Source organism: Ureibacillus manganicus DSM 26584 (genome assembly GCF_000772945.1).
In the GTDB taxonomy this organism is placed as follows: domain Bacteria; phylum Bacillota; class Bacilli; order Bacillales_A; family Planococcaceae; genus Ureibacillus; species Ureibacillus manganicus.
On record NZ_JPVN01000023.1, the window covers coordinates 1 to 10,977 of the forward strand.

At 34.8% G+C, this 10,977-nt stretch carries 8 protein-coding genes; 1 reads left to right on the forward strand and 7 read right to left on the reverse strand.

Going from position 1 to position 10,977, the window contains the following annotated elements:
- Positions 1–84: 84 nt before the first annotated feature.
- From CD29_RS15475 to CD29_RS15485, 3 genes are all read right to left on the reverse strand, one after another.
- A complete protein-coding gene (locus CD29_RS15475) occupies positions 85–1,380 on the reverse strand; it encodes a glycoside hydrolase family 18 protein (protein ID WP_036188839.1) in 1,296 nt (431 codons plus the stop codon).
- 145 nt (positions 1,381–1,525) lie between these two features.
- Positions 1,526–2,728: an EAL domain-containing protein gene (locus tag CD29_RS15480; RefSeq protein ID WP_036188841.1), complete on the reverse strand. Its 1,203-nt coding sequence runs from the start codon at positions 2,726–2,728 to the stop codon at positions 1,526–1,528.
- A 319-nt stretch (positions 2,729–3,047) separates the two neighbouring features.
- Complete coding sequence (locus CD29_RS15485) at positions 3,048–4,508, reverse strand: DHA2 family efflux MFS transporter permease subunit (RefSeq protein WP_036188843.1); 1,461 nt, start codon at positions 4,506–4,508, stop codon at positions 3,048–3,050.
- A gap of 171 nt (positions 4,509–4,679) precedes the next feature.
- Here CD29_RS15485 and CD29_RS15490 point away from each other — a divergent pair, with 171 nt between their 5' ends.
- Positions 4,680–5,570: a TetR/AcrR family transcriptional regulator gene (locus CD29_RS15490; RefSeq protein WP_052124203.1), complete on the forward strand. Its 891-nt coding sequence runs from the start codon at positions 4,680–4,682 to the stop codon at positions 5,568–5,570.
- Positions 5,571–5,705: 135 nt separating this feature from the next.
- On the opposite strand, the gene CD29_RS15495 is transcribed toward CD29_RS15490, so the two are convergent.
- The 4 genes from CD29_RS15495 to CD29_RS15510 form a co-directional block, all read right to left on the reverse strand.
- Positions 5,706–7,124: an NAD-dependent succinate-semialdehyde dehydrogenase gene (locus CD29_RS15495; protein ID WP_036188845.1), complete on the reverse strand. Its 1,419-nt coding sequence runs from the start codon at positions 7,122–7,124 to the stop codon at positions 5,706–5,708.
- Between the two features lie 287 nt (positions 7,125–7,411).
- Entirely contained in the window at positions 7,412–7,864 is a 453-nt protein-coding gene (locus tag CD29_RS15500) for a DUF2512 family protein (protein WP_036188846.1), read from the reverse strand.
- Between the two features lie 177 nt (positions 7,865–8,041).
- Positions 8,042–9,229: an amidohydrolase gene (locus CD29_RS15505; RefSeq protein WP_036188847.1), complete on the reverse strand. Its 1,188-nt coding sequence runs from the start codon at positions 9,227–9,229 to the stop codon at positions 8,042–8,044.
- Positions 9,230–9,323: 94 nt separating this feature from the next.
- Positions 9,324–10,763, reverse strand: coding sequence for an MFS transporter (locus CD29_RS15510; RefSeq protein ID WP_036188848.1), 1,440 nt, complete (start codon positions 10,761–10,763; stop codon positions 9,324–9,326).
- Positions 10,764–10,977: the final 214 nt, after the last annotated feature.

Consider the following 10,977-nt stretch of genomic DNA (forward strand, 5'->3'; position numbering starts at 1 on the left):
CCTGTGCTGTTATTGCACATGGTGCAACTGCCCGTCGCACACAAAAAAATGGCTCTTTACATAACAAGAGCCATTAAATACTGATTATTGATTTCTTTTTACAACATCAAAGTTTTCATTGATCAATAGCCAATTTTGCGGGAATGGGAATCCTAATTTCCAATAACTTATCCCTCGCAAACCTAGTCGTTTCATCAAGTTAAATTTCGCTTGAATGGACCGCGCATCTTCAAACCAAACCTTATGTGACACACCGTTATTATCAACATAATTAAAGTTAGGTGCTTGCGCCCTATAATCGTAAGCAATAGCTGTATTATTTTCTCTTGCTATTTCGATCGCTCTTTGAGGACTAACCGCGCGCGCGTATTCTCCACCTTCTACAAATGGTAACTTCCAATCGTATCCGTACAAATTCTGACCCATCATTATTTTATTTGCCGGCATTTCAGTTAAAGCATAATTTATTACGTCTTCCACTGGCCCAATTGGCGAGACAGCCATAGGTGGACCGCCTGAGTAACCCCACTCATACGTCATGAGAACAACAAAATCTACAATTTGCCCATGTGCACGATAATCATGAGCTTCATACCATTGACCTGATTGCTCTCTACTCGTCTTAGGCGCTAATGCGCTTGAAATCATAAAGCCCTCATTATGCAAATAGTCTGCGGCTTTTCGCAAAAAGTTGTTATAAGGAACGCGTTGATCTGGCGGTAAAAACTCAAAATCAAAATGGATATCCGTTACTCCACCGATTCTACGAGCTTCATCAACAATGTTCTCCAAAAGCACATCTTGCACGGCTGTACTTTGCAATATTGCTCTCGCTAAATCATCACTAAACTGACCTTCTTCTAGATTTGTAACAACTAACATGAGTGACGCACCTGATGCACGAGCAACTTCTGGTATTCCGTTTGTCGGAATCGGATCTAGACTACCATCTCGTCTTGCTTCGTAACTAAACGGAGCTAAATAAGTTAATGAAGGTGCAACTTCTCTTGCTTGACTTAATAATTCCTCGCTAACTGTTTCCCCCATTGGTTCAATATAAATATTGACCTCTGCTTTTGTTTTTTGCATAGGTGGAATATAAAGTCTCGTACCAACAGGTAATGGCTGATTAGGGTTAATCCCGTTTATTTGTGCGAGCGTATTTGTATTTTGTCCGAAACGCTGCGCAATTGAAAACAAGGTATCCCCTTCCCTTACCCAATAAAAACTCCCCACAATCGGAATAACAAGCGCCTGCCCAACTACTAATTGGTCGTTCGCATCTAATTGATTAGCTTGTAGAATTGTTTGATAATTTACACCATAAGCTTGTGAAATCCCCCATACAGAATCTCCTTGTTGGACGACATGGATTTGGATGATAACACTCCTTCTATCACTTTTTCACAATTCGTTTGCAATGTAAGACATACTTCGATTCATTTTATGATTCATCTTCACAAGTCATAACAAAAAAATGCCAGTACCCAAACAAAACCTACAGATTCGTTTGAGTATCTGGCATCTAATTCACAATATTATGCTCAAATAAATAATCATACATAATGTCGATAAATACAAATTCCTTATTATTTACAGGCATTGAGTAAGTTCTTGTTAACTCGCCTGTTTCTATATCGCTGTAAACTGATGAAAATTGACCTTTTTCATCATTTCGCATTTTAATAATGTTGAAAAGGAAGTACGGACGCCAACTCCAGTTCTTACCAATAGCGTTATTTTGTACATTCCAAGCGCCATCTTTAAAGAAAATATTTGGAGAGGTTTGGAAACCTTCTTCATTACAAATATAAAATCTGAATGCATAAGCTTCTAATCTTTTTGAAAGTTGCAATAGACTTTCGACATTTTTGCTGGATGGTTTTACTTCTTCAACAATTGTTGAGATTGTTTTTTGAAGATTTTTAATTTCAACATACTTTGACTCTAAAAGTTTCTTTTCAGTAGAGATAAAATGTTGGCATTCGCTTCTAAACTTTTCTTTTAATGTAAAGCGAGAAATAAACTCAGTAACTGGTTTTTGTAAATTTTCTCCTTTAAAGTAACGTGCCCCATTTTTCCAGGCATGATGCAATTGATAATCGGTTTGAATATTATCAAACATTAATGTTGCACCAATTTTTAATGCTAGGGACTGGATTGTTGTGAACACATGATTTTGTGCTCCCCATTTATTATAATTTAGTTGATTTACATTAATTTTTAGTACTGTTGGCTCAAGCATTAAAATTTTATCTAGATTACTTTTAGATCCAATATTATCTAACGCAACCTTTACTCCATAGGTTTTAATATATCGAATCGGGTGAAGTAACTGTTCGAAGTCCCCTTTTACTTTATGTTCAGGTATCACTAAGTAAATTTGAGGTAATAAAGACACCTCTATATTCTTTTTTAGTAGATTAAAATAAGCTTCACCAAAATCAGACATTAACAAATTGGGATTACAAGGTAAATATAGGCTAAGATCTTTTAATTGTTCCTTAGAAGCTTTTATAGACTCCTCCACAATATAATGCTGTAGTTCTATTCTTAACTCAGCTGGTATTGTATCGTCATATATCAAATCTTTTGCTTTATATAAATTCCCCTCAAGTATAAAACCGATGACTTCATATCCCACTAAAACATGTTCATCTGCACTATAAATGGGTTCGTAAAGTATTTCTAACGTATCTAATTTTTCTAAAACGTCAAGAACATTCATCCACATAAACCCCCACACACATAATTTAAATACGAGTACAATTTTTTCTAATTATACATCAATTGAAATGTTAGAAAAAGTGACATATATGCATAATATTAAATTCCAACTTATATATATACATACGTATACAATAACAATTTCCGTTAATTTCTAGTATATGCTAAAGTGCAGTTTTTCTGTACTTTTTTTCAATTAGTAAATGCATCATATAGCAAAATAGTGCACTTTAATATACAACTGTAACAATAAAAAGCATTTTTGCGAAAAAAACAATCACTTCTATGATGATTAAGAAGTGATTGCATATCAATGTATATTAATGCATTTTTTTCGGGTCAACAACACGTTTTAAGAAAATTGATAAGATCAGTGCAATTACCGCAATGAACGTAGCAACTAAGAATGATAATTGAATCCCTTCAAGTAAAGCTTGAGACTTGATTGTTTTCATAAATTCATCAGTTAGTGTTCCATTCGCAGCAGCTTCAGCTGCTAAGTCCTTCCCAACTGCTGTGCTTTTTGCAGTCATAATGGACACCAGTACTGCAGTTCCAATTGCTCCAGCAATTTGTGAGATTGTGTTATTTGCAGCAGTACCATGAGGATAAAGTTTAGCCGTCAGTGAGTTTAATCCATTCGTTTGAATTGGCATCATAACAAGGGCAATCCCAAATGAACGAACTGAAAATACACTAATTATATAAATATAACTTGAATCCATATTGAGTAAAGATAGCAAGTATGTGGTAACGGCCATAATAAATAAACCAAATATCGCTAATGGTTTAGGACCTATTTTGTCAAATAATTTTCCAGTGATCGGGGACATAAATGCCATTACAAGGGCACCCGGTAACATCATTAAACCTGAAACAAATGGTTCAATTCCTCTAACACTTTGAACATACGCAGGTGTTAAAATCATACCGCCCATCATGGCCATAGACAACACAGCACTAATGATTGCAGCTAAAGCGTACATTGGCGATCTGAATACGCCCATATTTAATACAGGTGATTCAAGTTTTAATTGTCTTAAAACAAATAATACGACACCGATAACCCCTATTATCAATGTTGTAATTACAATTGGACTAGTCCACCCTTTATCTCCTGAAATACTAAAACCATAAAGTATTCCACCGAACCCGATTGCAGATAGGACGAGCGAAAAGTAATCTAATGTTACTTTTCTTGTAGGCAATACGTTTTCAAGTTTCCAAATACTTAACAATAAACTAATAACAGCAAAAGGTAAAATCATTATGAAAAGAACACGCCAATGATGGTGTTCAACAATATAACCAGATAATGTTGGGCCAATTGCTGGTGCAGCGATCATTACTAACCCAAAGACCCCTAAGGCAGCACCACGCTTTTCAACAGGGAAGCTAATTAACATTACGTTCATTAATAAAGGTCCCATAAAGGAAGCACCTACTGCTTGTAACATACGCCCAGCTAATAACACACCAAACGCAGGGGCTAGGGCAGCAAGTAATGTACCTAATACAAAAATAATTGTCGAAATGATAAATAATGGCCGAGTATTATACCTAGTTATAAAGTAAGCAGAAGCAGGTGTTAATACCCCACTTACTAACATATATCCATTGGCTAGCCATTGGATTGTCGTATAGTCGACTCCTAAGTCTACCATCATTGATGGTAGAGCAACATTTAGTAAAGTATTATTTAAAAAAGCAACAAAAGCACCCACAAAAAGAACACCTATCATTAGATAGGGGGGCTTTTTCATGACTTGTTCATTATTCATTTATATCGTGCTCTCTTTCTAACCGAATATTTTGGATGAAATTCATTTTATACTCTTAGTCTATTAATTTCAATATTTTTATACCGATAGTTTAAATTAACTTATATGAAAAGGTTTTCAATCTATACTTGTGGTATAATTTTATTTACTCAAACGTTTAAGGTGATATAAATGAATAAAAGAAAACGCCAAATAATTAGAGCTGCACGCCAGCTATTTATAGACCAAGGTTATAACCATACTTCTATTATGGACATTATTGCTGTTGCAAATATATCGAAGGGGACATTTTATAATCATTTTACTTCAAAGAACGAATGTTTAATTGCAATCTTGGAAGAAGCAAGGGAGGAAGCGACCAATCGACGCTATGAAGTGGCAATGAACAAGGACCTTTCAGATATTAATGTTTTAGTTGAACAAATCTCATTATTAATGTATGTGAATAGAGAACATAATTTAATTCAAATTTTCGAATCTATTGCTGGGAGTACCGACTCTGAGATAAAGGGAGTTTTAGAACGTCATTTCATTTTAGAAATAAACTGGCTTTCAAACCGCTTTATAGACATCTTTGGTGAGAAATCAAAGAACATTTCAACAGAACTTGCAGTTTATGCAATTGGAATGATGCAGGGTATACTTCGCACATATATTGTTGCTACTGGAAAACCTGCTTCTCCCGAAAGAGTTATTCGTTCTGTAATAAAAAATATCGAATTAATTGCATCACATTTGTTTGAAAAACAGGATTTAATAATAACACCTGAAATTTCTAAAGCTTTGCTCAATAAAGTTAACGAAATGCCCGTATCAAAAGAACATATTATTTGTCAATTAAATGGATTTATAAATAACCTATCTGAAGATGATTCAAAGAAAGGTTATGAATACGCAAGCTTCTTATTAAAAGAACTTGAAACTACTATTGAAAGTAATTCGATTTTTGAAGCTGTATTATCAGCATTTAATCGAACTTTCAACAATACTACCCACGAAGCTGAGGCCCACCAAATTGCAATCTTTATATGGCGATATCTGGATCAAATTGCAAAACAATAAAAAAAATTCATAATGTAAATTTCCATCTGCAATAATCTAAAAAACAAACAACCTTCCAAAGTTTAGAAGGTTGTTTGTCTTACGCACACAAATTGAGTGTGCAATGGTAGTTTATTATCTTAATTTACAACTAGGTTAAATTTGTAATGAAATAAACTTCGTTTCTAAAAATTCAGTAATTCCCCAATGTCCACCTTCTCGACCTAATCCACTTTCTTTCATTCCTCCAAATGGAGCTTGTGCAGTCGCTGGTAGTCCATCGTTAATTCCGATTATTCCAAATTCCAGTTGTTCACTTAATGTGATTGCCTCTTTAATATGTTGTGTGTTGATGTATGCTGCTAACCCATATTGTGTATTGTTTGCACGTTCTATCACTTCTACCAATGTCTCAAAAGTTGTAATTGGAATGACTGGACCAAATGTTTCTTCCTTCATACAAAGCATGTCATCTTTTACATTTACTAACACTGTAGGTTCGACAAAATATCCCTTTTCTTCAATTGCCTGTTCAACTACAATAACCTCTGCACCTTTTTGTTTTGCATCTTGAATATGGTTTTGAACCTTATCAACTGCTTGCCCATTAATAAGTGGTCCTATATTAACCCCTTCTTTTAACCCATTACCCACTTTTATGTTTCCTACTTCACGTTTTAACTCGTCAACAAATCCATTAACTACCGAATTATGAACATAAATACGATTTGCACATACACAAGTTTGTCCAGCATTTCGGAACTTTGTTAACACTAATTGTTGAACAGCTTTTTTCAAATCAGCATTTTGAGTTACTATGAAGGGTGCATGACCACCAAGCTCCAATGATAGTTTTTTTACGTTACTTGAAGCCTGACTCATTAATAATTTTCCTACACGAGTTGAACCTGTAAATGAAAGTTTACGGACTCTGACATCTTTCATCCAAAGTTCACCAATTATTTGCGGATTACCAGTTACAATGTTAATGACACCTTCAGGTATACCAGCTTCATGCGCTAATTCAACAAGTTTATATGCTGTAAATGGTGTGAATTCAGATGGTTTAATTACTACTGTACAACCTGCTGCCAATGCCGGTGCGATTTTACGAGTCACCATTGCCGCCGGAAAATTCCAAGGAGTTATGGCTGCTACTACTCCAACTGGTTGTTCCAGGACAATAATTCTTTTTTGTCTAGAGGAAGCTGGTACTGTTTGTCCGTAAACTCTTTTTGCTTCTTCTGCATACCAGCTAACAAAGCTGTTAGCATAATTAACTTCCCCTAACGCTTCTGCATAAGGTTTACCCTGTTCAATTGTCATAATACGAGCTATGTCTTCTTTATGATCTTCAATTAAAGTAAACCATTTTTGAAGATAGCTTGCTCTTTCATATGCAGTTAACTCTTTCCATGATTCAAATGCTTTAGCTGCTGCGTCCACAGCTTGGTTAATATGATGTTCTTCTGCAAAAGCAACTTCCCCAATTTTTTCGAGTGTCGCAGGATTTTCAACATCAATATGCTTTTCGGTTTCAATCCACTTACCATCAATAAATAAATTAGCTTTCATAAAAAGTATTCCCCTTTACTTTTGAATTCAAATATCATTACACATATCCCTTTGTGCTATTGTCCAGATGTCAATTGCCACTGTGAATATATGACTCCTTATCAGAAAATATCCATAGTATACCCACTATATTAATAGCATTAGTTAAATACTAGTATGATAGGTATTATAAGTCAATTACAATTTTCTGAATTTACAGTGAATACAAATTGACTAAACAACATTTTCATTAGGTATTTTAATAAAAATACCACATCACTCATCAATTTGAGCAATGTGGTCTGCTGTTATTTTTTGTCGGATTCTTTTGGTTGTAGGTCATGAAATTCCTCTGCAACTTCCATTTGCAAACGATGTGAATGGTTCACTCGGGAAAAATTATTAGGTTTGTCAACGTTTACAAAAACATGATCTCTTAAGTAACGATGATAATATAGCTCGCCACCACCTATAAATAAAGACGATAAAAGTGCCGCAGACAGCAATGAAACGCCTTCATCAAATAGATAAGATCCCATTCCCCATACTACAAGAAATGCAAGTAATAGGTCACCGGTAGCTGCAATCATATTTCCAACTTTGGGTAGCACTATCATATCTCCTACAAATGCAACAAAAGTTAATACAATTCCGATTATGATACTATCCATTATTGAAATATTAAAAAATAACCCTAATACAATTAATAACATCCCTATAGTCAAGGCAAGTTTTATGAAAAATGCTTTTGTATACTGCATTATAAACTTTCTCCCTTCACTTTTGCATATTGCTTAGGGTTTCCTAATTTTTAATCTTAATACGTTTTCAGATACGTACTGTGTTAAATTGTAGTGATATTTTGAATAACCTTTTCCTTGAAATTTGAATGCTCAAAAGGCCTTCATCTTATAAAACGAAGGCCTTTTGAAATTTCACTAATTCAGTTCATAATACCCACAAACGACATGTCCAACCGCTTTCGCAGCAACAAGAAGAGCATCTTCATCAATATCAAACTTAGGATTATGATTGAAGTATGGCTTTTCCACTCCTTTTGGTGTACATGCAATGTAAAAGAAACAAGATGGGAATTTTTCAGCATAATATGCAAAATCTTCTGATGGTGACATTGCTGGATATTCCTTTACTTCTTTGATAACTTCATCATTGGCATCTTTTAAATACTGTGCTACTTTTTCTGTTAATTCTGGGTCATTATATAATGGAGGATAATCATTTTCGTATGTTAATTCACATGTTACTCCAAATTCTTCTTCTAACCCTCGAACTAGACGTTTCACTTCTTTTTCAATCGTTGCTTTTGTCTCCATTGTCATATATCGAATGTCACCTTCAAGCTCTACGCTATCTTTAATGACATTGAATGTACCTTTCCCATCAAATGAACCAATCGTAATAACACCAATATCAAAAGGACTTAAACGGCGACTAATGATCGTTTGTGCAGCTGTTACAAAATGTGCACCTGCAACGATCGCATCATTTGCTAAATGTGGTGAAGAACCGTGTCCACCTCTACCTTGTATTTTTAATTTCAAGTATGCTCGTCCATTGAATGACCATCCAGCATGATAGCCGACTTCACCAGCAGGTCCCATTGGAAGTAAGTGAATACCAAATACGTTATTTAAATCATCCAGTAGACCGGATTCCACAATACTTTTCGCTCCGCCTGGTGGCACTTCTTCGGCATGTTGGTGAATAATTTTAATAGTTCCTGGAATTTCGTCTTTTAATTGAATTAGGCAATCCGCTAACACAAGTAAGTATGCTGTATGGCCATCATGACCGCACATATGACTTACACCCTCGTTTTTTGATGAAAAAGGAAGCCCTGTTTCTTCAGTTATTGGAAGTGCGTCAAAGTCTGCTCGTAAACCAATATTTTTACCAGGTTTGCCACCTTTAATTGTTACGATAATTCCATAGCCATTCCCAACATTTGAGTGAACTTCAACATCTTTTCCTTTATAGAAATCAAGAATATATTGAGCTGTCTTTTCTTCTTTGAATGAAATTTCTGGATTTTCATGTAAATGTCTTCGTATTTCAATTATTTCGTCTTTACGAGACTCTAGCATTTCCATTAGTTTTTCTTTCATGAGAATGCACTTCCTTTTTCCTATATGATTAAGTTTAAACAATGCGTATAGAAAGAAGTTGTTTTTCGGTTCAATCTATACGCATTTAAAATTTCTATTTTACACCCATAGCTGGTTTTTTACTGATTCCTTTATTAGGTTTAGATGTAGTACTTTCATTCGTTTTACCTGCATTATTAGGAACAAGGAACAGAACAGATATTACTGATAGAACACCGAAAATAATATTAACGACTAATCCCACTAAACCAGCAGTATGATAATCACCGTTTACTGCTACTGCACCGTAAGCTGTTGCCGAAATCGCAACACCGAACGCTCCACCTAAAGAACTTGCCATTTTATAAACACCAGCTGCTTGACCTACTTTATCTGAAGGTGCATTTGATACAGATGTATCTGTAGAAGGTGTTGCATAAAGTCCTAGACCTAGTCCGTATAAAGCAAAACCGATAAATACTACAACTGTATAAGTAAAGCCTGGTAAGAATGTTAATGCCATCATTGCAACACCGATTGTTGTAATGATCCCACCCCATACCATTGGCTTTTTCGCACCAATTTTTTGTAGAATTTTTTCACCAACACGAATCATGGCTAATACTACAACTAAATAACCTAATGATAAAATACCTGATTGTAAAGAAGTGAAACCTCTACCTTGTTGTACGTATGTGTTTGTAACTATTAACGCACCAGCAATAGCGTTAAGTAAGAAGTTAGAAACTGTTGCACCAGTGTATGCTTTGTTTTTAAATACTGCAAAATCAACTAAAGCAATTTCTTTACCTTTTTCAACTTTAACAAAAATGATTAATCCGATAACTGCAACTGCAAGTGAGATTAGTGTATTAGCGTTTGTCCAACCCCAATCCGCACCGTAGTTGATGAATAAGTTTAACGCTAACATTGTAACAATAAAGATTCCTAATCCAGCATAATCAAAACGGAATTTACCAGTTGATTCTTGTTTACTTTCTGGTGTATCTTTCAATAAGAATAAACCAATGATTGCAACAATAATTGAGATAATGAATATCCATCTCCAACCTAATGATGTTGCAATGGCACCACCTGCAAATGAAGCAAAACCAGATCCACCCCAAGAACCGATTGACCAGAAACTTAATGCACGTTGACGATCTGCTCCATCAAAATACGCTTTCATTAAAGCAATTGTTGATGGCATGATAAACGCAGCAGAAATACCTTGAATAATACGTCCAATAACTAATAACACGGCACCTTGAGCTAAAACTAAACAAAGCGAACCGATTATACTTAAAATGAAACCAATAACCGCAATTTTTTTACGTCCAACTTTATCTGCTAGACCACCTGCTGCTACGATGAATAAACCCGAGAATAAAGCAGCTAAACTAATGGCAATGTTTAATGTACCGATTGATACACCTAAATCTTTTTGAACTTCTGGTACAACGTTAACCATTGCTTGAGCAAATAACCAGAATGTAATTACACCGAAAACTATCCCGATAATCATTTTATTAGTGCCTTTATAACCATTTTCCATAAGAATGCCTCCTATTAGAGTTTGAAAAAAATAATACTGTCTACAATACTTTTCCCTTCAATATTTCATAAATACTTGTGAATGTATCACCAGTAATAACTAAACTTTCCTTTCCTAAAATACTTTTGTTCGTTCCTCCTTTAAACTTGTTTACACGTTTATTATAAAAAAAGCTGCCTAAATAGATGAGTCATTATTTGCCTACTATTTCTAT